Genomic DNA, 17,075 nt, shown 5'->3' with positions numbered 1-17,075 from the left:
CCCCACCCCCAACCGGCTCCACCCCCACCCGGGGGGCGGGCCCCGCCGCGCGGGCGCCCCCCCCCCCCCCCCCCCCCCCGGGGGGGGCCCCCCCCGGGGGGGGGGGGGGGGGGGGGCGCCCCACGGCCGTCCTGCCGTACGGGTCCGGGCGCCCCGGACGCACCTGTGGCCCGCCTCCCTGAACAACAGGGCTGCGGGCCACAGGTTCTGTGCGGCTCCCGGACTGGTACGGGGTGGGGCGGCGGGTCAGCCCGCGTTCTTGGTCAGGTAGTTGTGCAGTCCTGGCACCGTGAGCGAGCCGCCGAACTGGCCGGCCTGGGTGACCTTGACGTTCGTGAAGAACGCGAAGGGCACGTTGATCGGGGGCGGCGAGGTGGGGCTGAAGGTGATCGGGATGATGCCGAAGAGGTTGCCCTTCAGCTCCTCCGTGTACATCGTCACCGTGCCACCGCGGATGGTGGACGTGGAACCGTCCCGCGCCTGGACGTGCGTGGTGGTGCCGTCCGGCCCTACCGCCTTCTGGTGCAGGTCCTTGATGTCCACGGAGTCGGCGGTGAACTTCAGTACCTTCTTGACACTGCCGTCCGCCGTCTTCACCTCCACGATGCCCGCGTAGTCGAGCCCGGTGAGGGTGAGCAGCGAGGATTCCAGGATCCACGGGTCGGTCGGCAGCAGGGGCATGTCCTGCTCCAGCTGGGCCGCCGCGAGGGCTTCCGGGTCTTCGGTCGGACACGGGAACGGCTGCTTGGCGCCGTCCGGGACGTCCTCGTCCTTCTTGGCGTCGGTGCCCTTGGCGTCCTCGTCCAGCTCCTCGACCGTCTGGCCCGCCTCGGCCGCGGCCGCGCGGATCTCCGCCTCGGTCTTCTCGGCGGTCTCGTCGGCCTTCGCCGCCGCCGCGTCCTTCTCGGCGGCAGCCTTGCCGTCGGAGACACCGGCGTCCGTCGACGCGCCCGTCGACGCCGTCGCCGGCTTCTCCGTACCGGCCCCGGTGGGCTCCTCGGCGGCCGGAGCCTCCGTGGTGGCGCTCGGGGAAGGGGTCGGAGTCGCCTTGTTCGGGTCGAGGCCGTCGAGGAGGTCCGATATCGCGTCGCCGACACCGAGCGGATCGAGCGGGTTCCTGCTCGCGCTCGCGGTCGGAGTGGGCTCGGCGGCGGACTTCGCCCCGGCGGCCGTCTCGTCCTTCGAGGTGCCGGCGGCGGGTGCCTCGGACGTCGCGGTCGGGGACGGGGTCGCGGTCGGCGTCGCGGTCGGGGACGTGGCCGGCGTGGGACCGGAACCCTGGTCGTCGTCCTTGCCCTCGTCCGCGCCCGCCGATGCGGAGTCGGAGGCGGAGGGTGACGGCGAGGCCGACGTCGACGGCTCCGGCGACTCGCTCGGCTCGTCGGACCGGGTGACGCACGGTCCGGGCGCGAACGGGATGTCCGACGCGTCGTCCGCCATGGCGAGCTTGGGCGTGAGGCTCATGCCCACGAAGACCGCCGTCGGCATCGCGGCGAGCGCGAACGCCTTCTTGCCGGACGGCAGGTTCAGCTTCATCAGCAGCGACTTGCGGGGAGCCGCGTGACGCGGGCCCGTCCGCTCGCGGGCGGCTTCGCCCGCGAAAGTGTCGGAGTACCCGTTTTCACGCACGGTGCCTCCCGCCGTCGGCGTCGGTGTCGGCGCCCACCGCCGTGTCGTAGGGGGCGGGCTGCTGCGCGGGGTAGGTGGTGATGCCGTGGGACTCCCCCGAGGTCGAGCCGCTCGCGAACGTCGGCTGGTCGACACCGTGAGCGATCGGAGCCGCGGAGTAGGGCACGAACGTGGATGTCGAGAGGCCGTCTGCGCCCTCGGTATCATCCTTCGGCTGTCCCGGGGCCCAAGCGACGGAGAGCGCGCCGCCGAGCATCGCGAGGACGAAGCCCATCACGAACCCACCGAAGTTGGCCACGGGTATGGAGATCAGTCCGAGCAGGATCGCCGCCACGCCCGCGAACACCCGGACGATGTGGTGGAACCACATCGTCAGACCCAGCGTGACGAGCAGGACCCCGATGATCAGCGATCCGGCACCGGCGGTGGTGGACATCGCCAGGGTGACGTTGCCGAGGTGCATGTTGGCGTACGGGAAGTAGCCGATGGGAATACCGCCTGCCATGGTGAACAGGCCTGCCCAGAACGGCCTGTTCCCCCGCCAGGTGCGGAAGCTCCGCCGGAAGACGGTGAGGTAGTGCTCGTTCTGCCCTGTGGACTCGGGGCTCATGGAAAACAGCTCCCTGGAACCGGTACTGCTGCGAGAAAGGGAGGGTGGGCGGCCGGGGTCTCTGTGCGAGGCCCCGGCCGCCCGAACGGAATGCCTACTCGCACTCGTTCGCGTCGTGGTTCAGGCGCAGGCTGAGGTTGCTCAGCTTGAAGGTGCCGGCCGTGGTGGCCCAGGCCCTCTGCGACACGTTGGTCAGCGTCGCCGTCTCGGCGCGCTGTGCGAAGCCGTACGGACTGGCACCCTTGGTGTCCGGCTGGACGCCGAACTGGCCGTTGCTGTCCTTGCCGAGGCTGCCCGCGGCGACACCGATGTCGATGTGCTCGAAGTAAGCGTCGGCGTCGAGCTCGGAGACGTCCAGGTACAGCTTGGTCGCCTCGACCGGCTTGTTCTCCTTGGTGCCGGCCGTCAGCTTCAGCGTCCACGTGCCGAGACCCGGGATCGGCGTCACGACGGACTGACACATGTTCGTGATTTTCGCGTCGCTGAAGCCGGAGACCGCGACCGGGTGGTTGCCCGCGCCGCCCGTGGCGACGTTGCCGTACTGGACGAAGTCGTGACCCACCAGCTGGTCGGCCGTGACCTTGAAGTCCTGCCCCGAGATGCTGAACGACGCGGCGAGCGCGCCCTGCGCGAGGCCGACGCCCACCGCAGCGGTCGCGACGACGCTCGGAACCATGACGAGGGCGAAACGCTTCCATCTCGTTCCACCGCGAACCTGGGAACTCATATATTTCCTCCTTCTCGGACGTACATCTCCGGGCGGGCCGTTGCCCGTCCTGGGATGGGAGAAGTGCTACGTCCTCGGGAAGGAGAGCGCCCGTTCCGGAGGCGTGTACCGCATCCGATGCACCGGCGATCACCCCCGAGCGACAAACCACTGACCGCGCGGTCCGCGCAGCCGGTCGGACAGGCCCCGCCCTCGGGCAGGAACCCCCCTGTCCTGGGTCGGCGCGCGTTCCGCCGGCCCGCCCGGTGGGGACCAACTGCCCCCGGCGCCGACTGGCGGTCGAGCTGGCGGGTATTGGACCGAGCGTGGCCGATCGTGGTGCATTCGGGGCCGGTGCACAAGGGGTGTCGTTACTCGCTAGTAACGGGCTGATAACCGCCCCGCGACGCGGCGGCACGGACCGGCCACGCAGGGTGGCACGAAAGGGACGCCCGAACCGGAGGAAAACACCGCGCAACCGGGCAGAGAACCCGGGATGATTTACTGCCAGTAACAGCGGCACATCAGGTCAAGTTTTGGCAAAGTAGAGCCTCGGAAAGCCCCGAGTTGTCGCCCGCACGCGAAAACGGCCGTGACGCCCGGTGGGTGTCACAGCCGTCTTGTCACATCGGAACAAGTCGCGTCGGAACCGATCGCATCAGAACGCCGCGCCCCGGAACGGAGCTCTCAGAAGGCCGCGCGTCAGAACAGCACGCGCGCCAGCGCCGTACGGGCCGCGGCGACCCGGGGGTCCTCCGGACCGATGACCTCGAAGAGTTCCAGCAGCCGCACCCGCACCGCGTCGCGGTCGTCGCCGAAGGTGCGGCGGACCGTCTCCACGAGCCGCCCGAAGGCGTCCTCCACGTGACCGCCGACGAGGTCGAGGTCGGCGGCGTCGGTCTGGGCGGCGACGTCGGCCGGGTCGGCGGCGGCCTTCTCCCGGACCTCCTGCGGGTTCATCTTCTGCACCCGGGCCAGGAGTTCGGCCTGAGCGAGGCCCAACTTGGCCTCCGGGTTGGCCGGGTCGTCGGAGAGGACATTGCGGTACGCCTGCACCGCACCCGGGAAGTCGTTGGCATCCAGCGCCCGGGAGGCGGCTTCGAGAAGCGCGTCGTACGGGCCGGCCGGGGTCTCGACGGGAGCCGCGTCGACGCCCTCCGCCTCCGGGTCGACCACGATGCCGGTGAGACCGAAGCGCTCCTCGCCGACCTGGATCAACTGGTCCAGGGTCTCGCGGATCTGCGCCTCGGGCGCGGCGCCCTGGAAGAGCGGGAGGGCCTGGCCCGCGACGACGGCGAAGACCGCCGGGATGCCCTGGATACCGAACTGCTGCATCAGCATCTGGTTGGCGTCGACATCGACCTTGGCGAGCAGGAAGCGGCCGTTGTACGCGACGGCCAGCCGCTCCAGGAGGGGGCCGAGCTGCTTGCAGGGCTCGCACCACTCGGCCCAGAAGTCGATGACGACGGGTACTTCGGCGGAGCGCTGGAGGACGTCGCGCTCGAAGGAGGCTTCGTCGACGTCGATCACCAGGGCGGACGGCGCGACGGCGTCGGTGCCTCCCTTGCGGGCGGCCTCGGCACGGGCCTGCTCCGCCTTGGCCTTGGCCTCTCCGGCCGCCTTGACAGCGGCGAGGTCGACGACGCCGCTCATGGACATGTTCCTAGGCTGCATGCGTACATCCTCCCCCCTGTGCCCACCGTTCCGGAAAGCGATCGGTCAACCGGGTCCTGCCGCTGCCCCGGCCGGTGTGCGGGGCGGGCGGACGGACACGGCGCGGGAGGTGTGAACCCCCCGGTCGCGGTGCCGGATTCCTGCCCCGGCACCGCCTGGTCGGCCCCGGATCCCCATCCGGCGCCCCCACGTGGCTGTCGCTCGATCATGGCGTGGGCCAACGGGCCGGTGCCCGGGGGTCCTTACGCTACGACCCGTAGCGTAACTGGCGAGTAGCCCTCCTGAACAGGAGACCCCGGTGATCTGTCTCACCCGCACCGGGAGCGGACCCTCGTACCTACTCGCGGGTAAGGTCGCTCCATGCCGAGCCGCAACGACCCCCCGTCAGGCCGCCCCGGCCGCCCCCGCAGTGTCGGTGCCGACACCGCGATACTGGAGGCGACCCGGGCTTCCCTGGTCGAGCTCGGCTGGTCGAAGCTGACGATGGGGGACGTGGCGACGCGCGCCGGGGTCGCCAAGACGACGCTCTACCGCCGGTGGGCCGGCAAGAACGAGCTGGTCGTGGACGCGGTCGCCGTCCTCTTCGACGAGCTCGAACTCCCCGACCTCGGCAGCCTCGCCGCCGACGTGCAGGGCGTGGTGCTCCAATTCGCGGGGCTGCTGGAACGGCCGGAGACCCGGACCGCGCTGATGGCGGTGGTCGCGGAGTCGACGCGCGACCCGGCCCTGCGCATCCGCATCCAGGACTCGATCGTCAACCGCCAGAAGCGGCTGGTCGTCCAGGGCCGCCGGCGGGCCCAGGAGCGCGGCGAGCTGCCGCCCGAACCGGACGGCCGGGCGGCCGTGCTGGCGGCCGACCTGATCTTCGACGTCATCGCGGGCGCGGTGGTGCACCGGGCGCTGGTGAGCGCCGAGCCCGTCGACGCGGACTGGGCCCGGCGCTTCACCTCGCTGCTGCTCTCCGGCCTGGGCGCGGTGGCGTAGCCGCCCGGACGCGAGCGTCACGGCCCCGGAAGGCCCGGAGGGCCTCAGAACCCCGGCGGCTCCGTGTAGACGCCCCACTCCTCGCGCAGCACCCCGCAGATCTCGCCGAGGGTCGCCTCGGCGCGTACCGCCTCCAGCATCGGCGGGACCATGTTCGAGCCGTCCCTGGCGGCGGCGAGCATCGCGTCCAGCGAGCCGCGCACCCGGGCTCCGTCACGGGCCGCCTTGCGGGCACCGAGGGCGCGTACCTGCTCGCGCTCGACCTCGTGGCTCACCCGCAGGATCTCCAGGTCGCCGGTGACCGAACCGTGGTGGACGTTGACGCCGACGACCCGCTTCTCGCCCTTCTCCAGGGAGCGCTGGTAGGTGAACGCGGAGTCGGCAATCTCCCCGGTGAACCAGCCGTCCTCGATGCCGCGCAGGATGCCCGAGGTGATCGGGCCGATGGGGTGGCGGCCGTCCGGATGGGCGCGGGTGCCGCGCTCCCTGATCTGCTCGAAGATCTTCTCGGCGTCCGCCTCGATCCGGTCGGTGAGCTGTTCGACGTACCAGGACCCGCCCAGCGGGTCGGCCACGTTGGCGACGCCGGTCTCCTCCATCAGCACCTGCTGGGTGCGGAGCGCGATCTCGGCGGCCTGCTCGGAGGGGAGGGCCAGAGTCTCGTCGAGGGCGTTGGTGTGCAGCGAGCTGGTGCCGCCGAGGACGGCGGAGAGCGCCTCCACAGCGGTGCGCACGACGTTGTTGTACGGCTGCTGGGCCGTGAGGGAGACCCCGGCCGTCTGGGTGTGGAAGCGGAGCCACTGGGCCTTGTCGGTCTTCGCGCCGTACGTCTCCTTCATCCAGCGGGCCCAGATGCGGCGGGCGGCGCGGAACTTGGCGATCTCCTCGAAGAAGTCGAGGTGGGCGTCGAAGAAGAAGGAGAGACCGGGCGCGAAGGTGTCCACGTCGAGCCCCCGGGAGAGGCCCAGCTCCACGTATCCGAAGCCGTCGGCGAGGGTGTAGGCGAGCTCCTGCGCGGCCGTGGAGCCGGCCTCGCGGATGTGGTAGCCGGAGACGGAGAGCGGTTTGTACGCGGGGATGGCGCGGGCGCAGTGCTCCATCAGGTCGCCGATGAGGCGCAGATGGGGTTCGGGCTGGAAGAGCCACTCCTTCTGGGCGATGTACTCCTTGAAGATGTCGGTCTGCAGGGTTCCGTTGAGCACGGCGGGGTCGACGCCCTGGCGTTCGGCGGCGACGAGGTACATGCAGAAGACCGGAACGGCGGGTCCGCTGATCGTCATGGAGGTGGTGACCTCGCCGAGCGGGATGTCCTGGAAGAGGACCTCCATGTCGGCGGCGGAGTCGATGGCGACCCCGCAGTGGCCGACCTCTCCGAGCGCACGCGGTTCGTCGGAGTCGCGGCCCATCAGGGTCGGCATGTCGAAGGCCACGCTGAGCCCGCCGCCGCCCGCGGCGAGGATCATCTTGTACCGCTCGTTGGTCTGCTCGGCGTTGCCGAACCCGGCGAACTGGCGGATGGTCCAGGTGCGGCCCCGGTAGCCGGTCGGGTGGAGCCCCCGGGTGAACGGGTACTCGCCGGGCCAGCCGATCCGTTCGAACCCTTCGTACGTGTCGCCGGGGCGCGGCCCGTACACCGGGTCCACCGGATCCCCGGACAGAGTGGTGAAGTCCGCGTCGCGGGTGCGGGCCTTGTCGTAACGGGCCTGCCAGCGTCGGCGGCCCTCCTCGATCGCTTCAGCGTCCATGGTGTCGAATTTACTAGGACGTCCTACTACATGTCGATGACAAACCGCCCGGCACTCGGACGGAGTCCGGTGCGGGGCGGTTCGGAGTCGTCGGGCCTCCAGGGCGTACGACAGGGCTTACGACGGGACCCACGGCGGGGCTCAGCCCGGAAGCGGCCCGGACGTGGCCCGTCGGCGGCCGGTCGCAGCGCCCGGTCACAGCGCCCGGTCGTCAGCCGTTCTTGACGGCGCCGGCCTGCTCGGACCGGTTCGGGACCGCGCCCGCAGCGGCGCCCGCGATCAGCGGCTCGACCTCCCGGACGACCGTGCGCTCCACGAAGAAGGCGGCAGTCGGGATGGTGCCGGCGATCAGCACCCAGAGGAGCTTGCCGATGGGCCACTTCGCCTTGGACCCGAGGTCGAAGGCGAAGAGGAGATAGACGATGTAGAGCACACCGTGGATCTGGGAGACGACGAGCGTCAGGCCCTCGCCCTTGTCGAACCCGTACTTGAAGACCATGCAGAGGCAGAGGATCAACAACATGACGGCGGTGACGTAAGCCATCACCCGATAGCGGGTCAGCACGCTGCGTTTCATGACATCGAGACTAGCCGGAGCCCGGGGGCGATCTTGCAGCGGGCGGGCCCCGGGCCGGGCGGCCGCGGGGCGGCCGGGGAGCGGCCGGGGAGCGGCCCGCGAGAACCCGCTCAGGCGTCTTCGAAGTCCTGGGCGGCGATCCGCAGCGGCCGGAGCATCGCGAAGATCTCCGCGCACTCCTCGGCGTCGTACGCACCCAGCCCGAAGTCCATCGCCATCAGGTCCTCGCTGGCCGCCTCGACCACCTCCCGCCCCTTCTCGGTGATGGCGGCGAGCGTGCCGCGCCCGTCGTTGGGGTTGGGGCGCTTGTCGACCAGGCCGGACCGCACCAGCCGGTCGACGGTGTTGGTGACCGAGGTCGGGTGCACCATCAGGCGCTCGCCGATCTTCGACATCGACAGCTCGCCCTGCTGGGAGAAGGTGAGCAGCACCAGGGCCTCGTACCGGGCGAACGTCAGCCCGTACGGTTTCACCACCGCGTCCACCTCCGCGAGGAGGATCTGCTGAGCCCTCATGATCGAGGTGATCGCCTGCATGGAGGGCACGGGTCCCCAGCGCTGCCGCCAGAGCTCGTCGGCGCGTGCGATGGGATCGAAGGGAAGGCTGAGCGGCTTCGGCACAGCTCCGACCTTACCCACTGGTCACATCGCGGCGGGCGCCGTCTCGGAGTTCGGTACCGAAAGCGCGTACGGGAAAACCGGGCCCCCGGCGAGCGCCCGAATGGGGGCGGTTTGCCGGGCGCGTGATTGACGCATGGGGAGGGCAGGTGTCGCAGCGCCACGCTCCGTGACCGATATGTCAGGATCGATGGCATCTCTGTACCTCGTGGGGTCGCCGCCCGAGCCGGCCCCGCATGGCGTCCCGCCCCGTGCCCGCGCCCCGTAAGCCACCGTGAAGAGCCACCGCCCGAGGGGGCTGGATGTCCGGCCGCAGGATCTTGCCCGTCGTCTCCGCCGCCGTGGCCGTGTCGGCCGCCCTCGCGGTGGGCTGCTCGTCCCCACCGGGAGCGCCGTCCGGGGAGGAGCCCGCCGTGAGCGCGGCGGACGCCGTGCGGGGCGGCGCGGCTCCCGGCACCGCGTCGCCCCCCTACTGGGTCGACCCGGAGAGCGATGCCGCCCGCCAGGTCAGCGCCTGGAAGGAGGCGGGGCGCCTGGCGGACGCGAAGCTGCTGGAGCGGATCTCCACCCACCCGGTGGCCGACTGGCCGGCGGGTGACGACCCCGAGGAGGATATCCGCGCCGCCGTACGGGGTGCGTCGCCCTCGCACCGGAGCGTGCTCTTCGTCGCGTACAACATCCCGCACCGCGACTGCGGGGCCTACTCGGCCGGTGGGGCGTCGGACGCGAACGCCTACCGGAGCTGGATGGAGCGGTTCGCCGGGGCGATCGGGGACGCCCCGGCGACGGTGGTCCTCGAACCGGACGCCGTCGCGCACGTCGTGGACGGCTGCACCCCGGCGTCGATCCACAGCGAGCGGCTCGACCTGCTCTCCGGGGCGGTGGACACCCTCAAGGCCCGCCCGAGGACCAGGGTCTATCTGGACGCCGGGAACCCGGAGTGGCTCGCCGACCCCGCCAAGCTGGTCGAACCCCTCCGCCGGGCCGGCATCGACCGGGCGGACGGCTTCTCGCTCAACGTCTCCAACTTCCAGACGAACGACACGGTGCAGGCGTACGGGGAGCGGCTCTCCGCCCTCCTCGGCGGCGCGCACTACGTGATCGACAGCAGCCGCAACGGCCGCGGTCCGCTCCCCGGCGGCCGGTCGGAGTCCTGGTGCAACCCGCCGGGGCGCGCCCTGGGCACTCCCCCGACCACCGACACCGGGTACGAGCGACTGGACGCGTACCTCTGGATCAAGCGGCCGGGCGACTCCGACGGCCCCTGCCGGGGCGGCCCCGCGGCCGGCGCCTGGTGGCCGAGTTACGCGCTCGGCCTGGCCCGGGCGGCGGGGCCCTGAGGCCGTCGGGAGCCATGGGTCCCGCAGGCCCCTGAGCCCCCGCGGCGAGGGGCCCCGGCCGCCGCCGCCGCGCGGAGAGCGGTGACCGGGGCCCTCGACCGTCCGGGAGGGACGTACGGGAAGGACGTACGGGAGGGACGTACGGCCGAGGGGGGCGGGCTCAGCCGACCTTGACCCACTTCGCCACCGACGAGATGCCGTCGGAGTCCGTGACGAAGAGCATGTACCAGCCCGGCGGCACGAGGGTGCTGTCCCCGGGCACCGTCACGGTGATCCTGCCCCCGCCCTTGCGCAGCTCCAGCGCGATCGACCGCTGCTCGACGTCGGTGGTGTGGGTGACGGCGCTCGGCCGCATCAGCCGGGCGGTCGCGAGCCGTCCGCCGCCGGTCACCGCGTAGGTGACGGTGTCACCGCGCTCCACCTCCTCGGGCCCGGTGCCGATCACCGGCCGGTCACCGCCCGCGCGGTGCAGCACGGCCGGGGTGAAGACCTCCATCCGCTGCTCGAACGTGCCCAGCTTGGTGTTGGCCCGGTCGCCGTAGAGCGGGTCGGAGCCGAAGGTCGCCACCCGCCCGTCGGGCAGCAGCAGCGCCTCCGAGTGGTAGTTCCGGCCGATCGTGGGAGCGGCGGCCTCGGTGAACCCGTCGGTCTTCGGGTCGTACGTCTGTGCCTTGAGGATGTTGCTGTTGCCGCGCCCCCGGTAGTCGCTCGATCCGCCGCTGGTGAAGACGGTGTCGTCCGGCATGATCACGCTGTTGAGGTAGCGGGTGCCCTGCGGCAGATCGGGGCCCGTCCGGAAGACGGGGTTCTTCGCCTTGAGGTCCACGACCGCGGTCCGGGCGGTCGACACCTTCGACTCCCCCACGCCTCCACCGCCGAGGATCATCACCTTCTGGTCCTGTACCGGAGGCAGCATCAGGGAGGAGGCGGTCTCCGTGGCGTCGAAGTCGGTCAGCCCGCCGACCGCCTTGAAGGTGTTCTTCCGCAGGTCCCAGAGCCCGGCGGCGCGCCCCTTGTCCGCCGGGCCGTATCCGGCGTTGGCGCCCGGGTAGAAGAGCCTGCCGCCCTTGGTGAGGAAGAGGGCCGGGTAGGTCGGGAAGTAGCGGAACGGGCCCTTGGACCACTTCCTGGTCCTCTGGTCGTAGATCTCGGTGTCGCCCGAGATGATCTCGCCGACGTCGTCGAGCCCGGAGACGGCGAGCACCCGTCCGTCGCCGAGTCCGACGAGGGTCGGGTACCAGCGGGCCTCCTTCATCGGGTCGACCTTGATGTACTTCTCGGCGAGGGCGTCGAACTCGTACGCCGCCCGGATGCCCTGGAAGTCCTGCTTCTGGGTGGTGATCTTCTCGGCGAGGCCGTAGGAGTTGTCGGCGTCCCGGCCGGCCAGCCCCTCGATCTCGTACTGCGCGGACTCGGTGGTCGCCGAGTCGGGGCCCGCCTCCACCGCCTCCACGAAGACCCGCTCCTCGCCGGCGGTCACCCTGCTCTTCCACGGCTTCATCCCGCCGTCCGCGTAAGTGCTGACGGCGAAGCCGCGCTTGGCGGCCCGGGGCACGGTCACGTCGAAGAGCGAGCGGTACTCGACGCCCGCAGGAGAACGGAAGACCGTGCCCTTCTTCAGGAACAGCGCCTTGTCCGGGTTCTCGTTCTTCACCCGCATCCCGCCGCCGGCCCGGGTCACCTCGCCGTCGAGCACCTCGTAGCGGGCGGTACCGCCGGCCACCAGCAGCCGGCCGTCGGGGAGCTGGGCGTGGCCGCCGCAGAAGAAGTCCACCGGGGTGTCGATCTTCTTGAAGGTGTCGGCGACCGGGTCCCACAGCACCGTGTCGAAGGTGCCCGCGTCGAAGTGGCGCTGGTTGTTGCCGGAGCCCGCGACGATCAGCACCTTGCCGGTGTGGAGCAGCGCCGCGTGGATGGCGTTGGTCCGGTACTCCTTCGGGATCTCCACCCGCTGCCAGGAGCCGTACCGCGCCTGGTAGCCGGGCTGGGCGATCTTGTACGCGTGGTACTGGTCCTGGGCGAAGGAGAGTGCCGCGGGGGCGTTGAGCCCCGCGAGCACGACGACGGCTCCGCTGCCGAGGACCGCCCTCCTGATCCGTCTCGTGGGCCGGCTGGGCATGGGTCAGTTCCCTCCTGCGGTGCTGCGCGCCGTCGTCCCGGCGGCACTGTGTACGGGTTCGGTGTGCCGGACGTCCTTGGTCGTGGCGGTGATCGGGGCGGTGGTGGTCGTCGTGGTGGTGGTGATGAAGGTGGTTCCGTCCGGCAGCGGGTGCGGGACCGCCCGGGTGGCCGCCTGCCGGGCGTGCCGCGCGGTCCGGGCGTTCCGCCGGGGTCGTACCGGGTGTGCCGCCCGCCACCCGGTGCACGCCCACACCGCGACCGGGGAGAGCGCGATGGCCACGGCCAGCGCGGCCCAGGTGCGCATCGCCGCATGCGTGTGGTGCAGGGGTACGGAGGCGGCGAGCGAGGCCAGCAGTACGGCGGCCCAGAAGAGGTGGACGCGGAAGGTGAGGAGCCGGTCGGGGCTGGTGGCGCCGCCCTTGGGGGTGACGACGAAGCGCCCGCTGGTCCGCAGCACGGCGGCGCCGAGCGACTTCAGGTAGATCGGCGCGCAGAGGGCGGACATGGCCATGCCGGCGATGCCGCCGGAGCCCTCGGGTTCGTGCGGCGAGACGTTGTGCCGCCGGTTCCAGAGGTAGAGGCCGACCTGGAGGGCCGCCGCGTCGCTGTAGAGCATCAGCCAGAGGGAGGCGGAGACCTCGGTGCCGGAGGCGCCGAGCCAGAGGAAGAGCACGCAGCTGAGCACCCCGAGCAGCCAGTTCACGGCAGTCATCGGGTAGTAGACGAGCATCAGGGTGTAGTTGAGGAGCCGGCCCGGCGGCAGCCGGAACAACCCCTTCGGGTACTGCCGCAGCAGCGTCTCGTACGTCCCGCGCGACCAGCGCAGTTGCTGGGTGAAGAAGTCGGTCCAGGAGGACGGGCCCTCGCCGACGGCCAGCACGTCCGGGGTGTAGACGGACCGCCAGTGGCGGCCGGTGAGCGGGTTGCGGAGGCGGTGGATCTCGAAACCCGTCGCCATGTCCTCGGTGATCGAGTCGAAGAGTCCGCCGGCCTGGCGCAGTGCGGCGATCCGGACGACGTTGTTGGTGCCGACGAACATGGGCGCCCCGTAGCGGTTGCCGGCGCGCTGGATCAGGGCGTGGAAGAGGAACTGCTGGGATTCGGCGGCCTTGGTGACGGCCGCGTCGTAGTTGCCGTAGACCTGCGGGCCGACGACGAAGGCGGTGTCGGGGTCGCGGAAGTAGCCGAGCATCCGCTCCAGGAAGTCGGGGAGCGGCACGTGGTCGGTGTCGACGGAGGCGAAGAACTCGTAGGCGTCGCCGTGCCGGTCTAGCCAGGCGTTGTAGTTGCCGTGCTTGGTCTTCGCCCGGTGCGCCCCCTTCGGGCGGTTCCACCCGGGGACGCCGCGCCGGGTGAAGTGGTGGACGCCGAGTTCCGCGCAGAGCGCCCGGGCGGCCGGGTCGTCGCCCTCGTCGAGCAGCCAGACGTCCAGCGGCCCGTCGTGCCGGAGCCGTACGGCGGCCCGGAGGGTGGCGCGGACCATGGAGAGGGGTTCCTTGCCCGGTACGTACGTGGTGACGAAGGCGACCCGGGTGCCGGTTTCGGGGACGACGGGTACGGGGTCCCGGGCGACCATCGTGGCGTGCGCGATGGAGACGACGTTGACGAGCATGAAGAGTTCGATCAGCGCGATGGAGACGAGCATCGCGGTGTCGGCGGCGACGAGCCACGGTTCGCCGTTCTCGCGCCGGGTCCAGTGCGCCGGCCAGACGAGGTAGAGCATGAGCAGCCCCGTGAGCACCGGGGCGAGGGTCATGAGGAGCACGGCGCGGGTGCGCCGCTTCTCCGCCGCGAGCAGACTCCGGTACCTGACCCGGTACGCCGGTCCTTCCGGTTCCGTGAGCGGACCCGCGAGCCGGGAGTGGGAGTCGTAGTCGTAGACCTCCGACCGCACCGTGCCTCCTATGTCGAACCGGTTTGTCTCACCACATAAGTGGATCTTTCGCACCGGGGCGACTCGGCAGGGCCGAGTGAGCGGTTTCTCGGCGAAGACGTGCGCGGGCGTGGCGTGGCCGTCCGGGAACGCGGGGAGCCCCCCGCCGTGTTGTGGCGGGGGGCTCCTCGGGAAACGGCGTACCGCTGCGAGCGGACGGTGCGTCAGGTGGCCAAGTACCGTTCCACGGTCTCCACCTTGGAGGTGAGTCCGTCGGTGACGCCGGGTCGGATGTCGGCCTTCAGTACGAGGGAGACGCGTCCGGCGCGCGCCTCGACGGCGGCGACGGCGCGCTTGACGACGTCCATCACCTCGTCCCATTCGCCTTCGATCGACGTGAACATGGCGTCGGTGCGGTTGGGCAGGCCGGACTCGCGGACGACGCGGACGGCGTCGGCGACGTACTCGCCGACGTCCTCGCCGACACCCAGCGGAGAGACCGAGAAGGCGACGATCACGCGTTCACCGTGCCCTCGCGGCGGGCGCGGGCGGCGATGACGCCGTCCGACTCGTACCGCTTGAGGAGCTTGTCGCCGTAGAGGCCGCCGAACGGCAGCAGGCAGAGCAGGAAGAAGAGGGCGACCCGCTTGACGGGCCACTTCGCCTTGATCCACACGTCGAGCAGGAAGAGGACGTAGATCACGAAGAGGAGGCCGTGCAGGGCGCCCAGCGGCATCATCAGGAAGTCGATGTCGGAGACGCGGCTGAGGATCGATCCGAAGATGATCAGCGCCGGGAAGGAGAGCGCCTCGGGAATCGAGATGAGGCGCAGCCGGTGCAGGGCGGTAGCGGTCTTGATGTCCACGGGGGCACCTTCGGTGGGAGGGTCGTCACGGCTTGTGAACGCGAGCACAAGCCGTCCCCATTGTGGCACCGCCCCCCCGGCCCTCGTGCCGGGGGGCGCGAGGGAAGGGTGGGGCGCGATACCTCCGCGGTGGACCGTGATCCTTTTTCCGGAGAGTGGCCCGGGCGCGGCGCGGGCGGCTACCGTCGGTCCGTGGCGATGTTCCGACTCCAAGGCAGCAAGACGCTCGCCGTCGATCTGACGGGCGATGCCGTCAAGGCGAAGAACGGCTCGATGGTCGCGTACGACGGCCGGATGGCGTTCAAGAAGATGTCCGGCGGCGGTGAGGGCCTGCGCGGCATGGTGACCCGCAGGCTGACCGGCGAACAGATGACGGTGATGGAGGTGCAGGGGCAGGGCACCTGCTGGTTCGCCGACCGGGCGAGCGAGATCAACCTCGTGTCGCTGCGCGGCGAGAAGCTGTGGGTGGAGGCGAGCAATCTGCTCTGCACGGACGCCGGGCTGCGCACCGGCACCAGCTTCACCGGGCTGCGGGGCGGGGCGAGCGGCAACGGCCTGTTCACCACGACCGTGGAGGGCACCGGCCAGGCGGCCATCATGTCGGACGGCTCGGCGGTGGTGCTCCGGGTGACCCCGCAGTACCCGCTGAACGTCGACCCCGGCGCCTACATCGCCCACCAGGGCAATCTCCAGCAGCACTTCCAGTCCGGGGTGAGCTTCCGCACCTTCATGGGCGAGGGCTCCGGGGAGTCGTTCCAGATCCGCTTCGAGGGCGAGGGACTCGTGTACGTGCAGCCCAGCGAGCGGAACACCGTCGGGGGCGATGTCTGATGCCGTTCCGCGAGATCAACTCCAAGATGATCGAGGCGACGGTCGTCCCCGGTCAGAAGATGTACAGCCAGCGCGGCGCGATGCTCGCCTACCGGGGAGAGGTCTCCTTCACCCCGAACGTGCAGGGCGGCCAGGGCGGGCTGATGTCGATGATCGGCCGACGGGTGGCGAACGAGGCGACTCCGCTGATGACGGTGGAGGGCAGCGGCACGGTGATGTTCGGCCACGGCGGCCACCACATCCAGGTGATCAACCTCGCGGGTGACACCCTCCACGTGGAGGCCGACCGGCTGCTCGCGTTCGACGGGACGCTCCAGCAGGGCACGATGTTCATGGGCTCGCAGGGCGGGGTGATGGGGATGGTGCGCGGTCAGGTGACCGGGCAGGGCTTGTTCACCACGACCCTCAAGGGGCACGGCGCGGTCGCGGTGATGGCCCACGGCGGGGTGATCGAACTGCCTATCACGCCCGGCCGGGAGGTGCACGTGGACCCGCAGGCGTACGTCGCCCACCACGGGGACGTGCGCAACAAGCTCTCCACCGCGCTCGGGTGGCGCGACATGGTGGGGCGCGGCTCGGGCGAGGCGTTCCAGCTGGAGCTGAGCGGCAGTGGTGCGGTGTACGTCCAGGCGTCGGAGGAGAAGCTGTGAGCACGCCCGTGATCTTCGATCCGATGACGCTGCCGTCGGACGACAACGTCAACGCGTACACCTTCTGCGTGGAGCTGAAGGGCAGTCAGTGGTTCCTCCAGAAGGGGAAGATGATCGCCTACTACGGGCGCATCGACTTCGACGGAGTGGGCAACGGCCGCTTCGACCAGCTGCTGCGGACGAGTTTCCACTCGCCGATGCACGCGAGCGACTGGGTGGTGGCCGAGGGCAGCGGCAAGATGCTCCTCGCGGACCGGGCCTTCGACGTCAACTCCTACGACCTCGACAACGGCAACCTCACGATCCGGTCCGGCAACCTGCTGGCCTACCAGCCGACGCTGGCGCTGAAGCAGTCGATCGTGCCGGGGTTCCTCACGCTGATCGGTACGGGCAAGTTCGTGGCGGCCTCCAACGGGCCGGTGGTCTTCATGGAGCCGCCGCTGCGGGTCGACCCGCAGGCCCTGGTCGGCTGGGCCGACTGCCCGTCCCCGTGCCACCACTACGACCACGGGTACATGCGGGGCGTGATGGGCGGGCTGCGCTCGCTGACCGGGATCGGCGGGACGTCCGGCGAGGAGCACCAGTTCGAGTTCGTCGGCGCGGGGACGGTTCTGCTGCAGTCGACCGAGGTGCTGATGGCGGAGCAGTCGGTGGGCGCGGTCCCGGTGGAGGCCGGAGTCCCGGGCGGAGGCCGTCCGGGAGTCCCCGGCGGGGGTCAACCTGGGTCCGCCCCCCGTCTCCCCGGCCAGCTGGGCGATCTCCAGCGCCGGTTCGGTCTGTGAGCGGTACTCTGCGGAGCGTGATCCCCAGGGGTGCGCCCCGGGCCTGGCTCTTCGCGTGCCCGGAGCTCCTC

Annotated in this window: 16 protein-coding genes; 5 read left to right on the top strand and 11 right to left on the bottom strand. The window is 70.9% G+C overall.

All coding sequences use genetic code 11. The features are described 5' to 3' along the window. Nucleotides 1-246: 246 nt before the first annotated feature. The 4 genes from ACFYPN_RS31510 to ACFYPN_RS31495 all read right to left on the bottom strand — a co-directional run bounded on the left by ACFYPN_RS31510 (nucleotide 247) and on the right by ACFYPN_RS31495 (nucleotide 4,619). On the bottom strand, nucleotides 247-1,536 hold the full coding sequence (locus ACFYPN_RS31510) for a hypothetical protein (RefSeq protein WP_389303041.1): 1,290 nt from the start codon (nucleotides 1,534-1,536) through the stop codon (nucleotides 247-249). Nucleotides 1,537-1,621: 85 nt separating this feature from the next. Beyond that, nucleotides 1,622-2,239, bottom strand: a complete 618-nt coding sequence (locus tag ACFYPN_RS31505) for a DUF6114 domain-containing protein (RefSeq protein WP_358760723.1) — start codon at nucleotides 2,237-2,239, stop codon at nucleotides 1,622-1,624. A gap of 94 nt (nucleotides 2,240-2,333) precedes the next feature. Further along, on the bottom strand, nucleotides 2,334-2,966 hold the full coding sequence (locus ACFYPN_RS31500) for a DUF6230 family protein (RefSeq protein ID WP_358760722.1): 633 nt from the start codon (nucleotides 2,964-2,966) through the stop codon (nucleotides 2,334-2,336). Between the two features lie 681 nt (nucleotides 2,967-3,647). Next, complete coding sequence (locus ACFYPN_RS31495; RefSeq protein ID WP_358760721.1) at nucleotides 3,648-4,619, bottom strand: tetratricopeptide repeat protein; 972 nt, start codon at nucleotides 4,617-4,619, stop codon at nucleotides 3,648-3,650. Between the two features lie 360 nt (nucleotides 4,620-4,979). Between ACFYPN_RS31495 and ACFYPN_RS31490 the strand changes: the two genes are divergently transcribed. Continuing rightward, nucleotides 4,980-5,603, top strand: coding sequence for a TetR/AcrR family transcriptional regulator (locus ACFYPN_RS31490; RefSeq protein ID WP_358760720.1), 624 nt, complete (start codon nucleotides 4,980-4,982; stop codon nucleotides 5,601-5,603). Between the two features lie 44 nt (nucleotides 5,604-5,647). Here the strand turns inward: ACFYPN_RS31490 and ACFYPN_RS31485 are convergent, their stop codons facing one another. From ACFYPN_RS31485 to ACFYPN_RS31475, 3 genes are all read right to left on the bottom strand, one after another. Continuing rightward, entirely contained in the window at nucleotides 5,648-7,348 is a 1,701-nt protein-coding gene (locus tag ACFYPN_RS31485) for a methylmalonyl-CoA mutase family protein (protein ID WP_358760719.1), read from the bottom strand. Nucleotides 7,349-7,559: 211 nt separating this feature from the next. After that, on the bottom strand, nucleotides 7,560-7,925 hold the full coding sequence (locus tag ACFYPN_RS31480; RefSeq protein ID WP_358760718.1) for a DUF3817 domain-containing protein: 366 nt from the start codon (nucleotides 7,923-7,925) through the stop codon (nucleotides 7,560-7,562). Nucleotides 7,926-8,035: 110 nt separating this feature from the next. Then, a complete protein-coding gene (locus tag ACFYPN_RS31475; RefSeq protein ID WP_358760717.1) occupies nucleotides 8,036-8,545 on the bottom strand; it encodes a MarR family transcriptional regulator in 510 nt (169 codons plus the stop codon). 299 nt (nucleotides 8,546-8,844) lie between these two features. Here ACFYPN_RS31475 and ACFYPN_RS31470 point away from each other — a divergent pair, with 299 nt between their 5' ends. After that, nucleotides 8,845-9,882, top strand: coding sequence for a glycoside hydrolase family 6 protein (locus ACFYPN_RS31470; RefSeq protein ID WP_389303018.1), 1,038 nt, complete (start codon nucleotides 8,845-8,847; stop codon nucleotides 9,880-9,882). Between the two features lie 160 nt (nucleotides 9,883-10,042). Here ACFYPN_RS31470 and ACFYPN_RS31465 read toward each other — a convergent pair whose 3' ends face one another. From ACFYPN_RS31465 to ACFYPN_RS31450, 4 genes are all read right to left on the bottom strand, one after another. Then, nucleotides 10,043-12,001 carry a galactose oxidase-like domain-containing protein gene (locus ACFYPN_RS31465; RefSeq protein ID WP_389303015.1) on the bottom strand — a complete coding sequence of 653 codons (1,959 nt, stop codon included), beginning with the start codon at nucleotides 11,999-12,001 and terminating at the stop codon, nucleotides 10,043-10,045. 3 nt (nucleotides 12,002-12,004) lie between these two features. Beyond that, complete coding sequence (locus tag ACFYPN_RS31460; RefSeq protein ID WP_389303012.1) at nucleotides 12,005-13,897, bottom strand: glycosyltransferase family 2 protein; 1,893 nt, start codon at nucleotides 13,895-13,897, stop codon at nucleotides 12,005-12,007. Nucleotides 13,898-14,100: 203 nt separating this feature from the next. Continuing rightward, complete coding sequence (locus ACFYPN_RS31455; protein ID WP_266709201.1) at nucleotides 14,101-14,394, bottom strand: MTH1187 family thiamine-binding protein; 294 nt, start codon at nucleotides 14,392-14,394, stop codon at nucleotides 14,101-14,103. Further along, nucleotides 14,391-14,741 (bottom strand): DUF3817 domain-containing protein, encoded by a 351-nt coding sequence (locus tag ACFYPN_RS31450; protein ID WP_358760713.1) that lies wholly within the window; start codon nucleotides 14,739-14,741, stop codon nucleotides 14,391-14,393. Before ACFYPN_RS31450 ends, ACFYPN_RS31455 begins: the two co-directional genes overlap by 4 nt. Nucleotides 14,742-14,939: 198 nt before the next feature. Between ACFYPN_RS31450 and ACFYPN_RS31445 the strand changes: the two genes are divergently transcribed. The 3 genes from ACFYPN_RS31445 to ACFYPN_RS31435 are packed head-to-tail and all read left to right on the top strand — an operon-like array spanning nucleotide 14,940 to nucleotide 17,004. Continuing rightward, a complete protein-coding gene (locus ACFYPN_RS31445) occupies nucleotides 14,940-15,572 on the top strand; it encodes an AIM24 family protein (protein WP_358760747.1) in 633 nt (210 codons plus the stop codon). Then, on the top strand, nucleotides 15,572-16,222 hold the full coding sequence (locus ACFYPN_RS31440) for an AIM24 family protein (RefSeq protein WP_328719377.1): 651 nt from the start codon (nucleotides 15,572-15,574) through the stop codon (nucleotides 16,220-16,222). Before ACFYPN_RS31445 ends, ACFYPN_RS31440 begins: the two co-directional genes overlap by 1 nt. Then, nucleotides 16,219-17,004, top strand: a complete 786-nt coding sequence (locus tag ACFYPN_RS31435) for an AIM24 family protein (RefSeq protein ID WP_389303007.1) — start codon at nucleotides 16,219-16,221, stop codon at nucleotides 17,002-17,004. Before ACFYPN_RS31440 ends, ACFYPN_RS31435 begins: the two co-directional genes overlap by 4 nt. The last annotated feature ends 71 nt before the right edge of the window (nucleotides 17,005-17,075 follow it).

This window comes from Streptomyces sp. NPDC005576 (genome assembly GCF_042871745.1).
Classification (GTDB): Bacteria; Actinomycetota; Actinomycetes; order Streptomycetales; family Streptomycetaceae; genus Streptomyces.
This window is presented reverse-complemented; position numbering and strand designations above follow the sequence as displayed.

Bases quoted from the DNA above. Each gene is read 5' to 3' on its own strand.
- ACFYPN_RS31510 (WP_389303041.1), bottom strand. From the start codon at position 1,536: ATGAAGCTGAACCTGCCGTCCGGCAAGAAGGCGTTCGCGCTCGCCGCG.
- ACFYPN_RS31505 (WP_358760723.1), bottom strand. From the start codon at position 2,239: ATGAGCCCCGAGTCCACAGGGCAGAACGAGCACTACCTCACCGTCTTC.
- ACFYPN_RS31500 (WP_358760722.1), bottom strand. From the start codon at position 2,966: ATGAGTTCCCAGGTTCGCGGTGGAACGAGATGGAAGCGTTTCGCCCTC.
- ACFYPN_RS31495 (WP_358760721.1), bottom strand. From the start codon at position 4,619: ATGCAGCCTAGGAACATGTCCATGAGCGGCGTCGTCGACCTCGCCGCT.
- ACFYPN_RS31490 (WP_358760720.1), top strand. From the start codon at position 4,980: ATGCCGAGCCGCAACGACCCCCCGTCAGGCCGCCCCGGCCGCCCCCGC.
- ACFYPN_RS31485 (WP_358760719.1), bottom strand. From the start codon at position 7,348: ATGGACGCTGAAGCGATCGAGGAGGGCCGCCGACGCTGGCAGGCCCGT.
- ACFYPN_RS31480 (WP_358760718.1), bottom strand. From the start codon at position 7,925: ATGAAACGCAGCGTGCTGACCCGCTATCGGGTGATGGCTTACGTCACC.
- ACFYPN_RS31470 (WP_389303018.1), top strand. From the start codon at position 8,845: ATGTCCGGCCGCAGGATCTTGCCCGTCGTCTCCGCCGCCGTGGCCGTG.
- ACFYPN_RS31465 (WP_389303015.1), bottom strand. From the start codon at position 12,001: ATGCCCAGCCGGCCCACGAGACGGATCAGGAGGGCGGTCCTCGGCAGC.
- ACFYPN_RS31445 (WP_358760747.1), top strand. From the start codon at position 14,940: ATGTTCCGACTCCAAGGCAGCAAGACGCTCGCCGTCGATCTGACGGGC.
- ACFYPN_RS31440 (WP_328719377.1), top strand. From the start codon at position 15,572: ATGCCGTTCCGCGAGATCAACTCCAAGATGATCGAGGCGACGGTCGTC.